Annotated in this window: 1 protein-coding gene; it reads right to left on the bottom strand. The window is 41.6% G+C overall.

Annotated elements, in window-relative coordinates; genetic code table 11:
- On the bottom strand, positions 1–507 hold a 507-nt coding region (locus CH362_RS19290; protein ID WP_165780300.1), incomplete at both ends, for a hypothetical protein.

Below are 507 nucleotides of genomic sequence, written 5' to 3'. Positions count from 1 at the left end.
CTTAAGAGAAATCGTTTCCGAAGCCTTCTTAGAATTATCCAAGAATGCGAGATCAGAACCTTTCTTACCTGCATCAGCAATCCTTTCCCTTACCTCAGGGGTTACTTCTTCTTTCCCGTTCGGCTTAAGGAACTTTTCTGGTAATACTTCTCCGTTCGATCTAACTGCTGTCTTATGCAATAATCCATCCGATAGGATCGAGATACTTTCTCTTACACCGTTCGCTGTTCTCTCAAAAGTTACTTCATTGCCTTTTATTACACGATCATATGCAAGACCATCTACCTTGATTGAGGTTAACTTTTTGTTATTCGGATCCGTTAACTCCTTAACTCGTCTCTCAGGCAAAGCATCTAATGGCGCCCCTTTGCCATTCTTTGTATATTCCGCAAGATCTGTTCCTGATTTCGCTGAATCAGTAAATCTATCCGCTATACGGACAACTGCATCATGCCCTAATACTTCTCCGGAAGGATTTAAATATTCTGTCGTCGTCTTAGGCGACAT

The organism is Leptospira saintgironsiae (genome assembly GCF_002811765.1).
Classification (GTDB): Bacteria; Spirochaetota; Leptospiria; order Leptospirales; family Leptospiraceae; genus Leptospira_B; species Leptospira_B saintgironsiae.
This window is presented reverse-complemented; position numbering and strand designations above follow the sequence as displayed.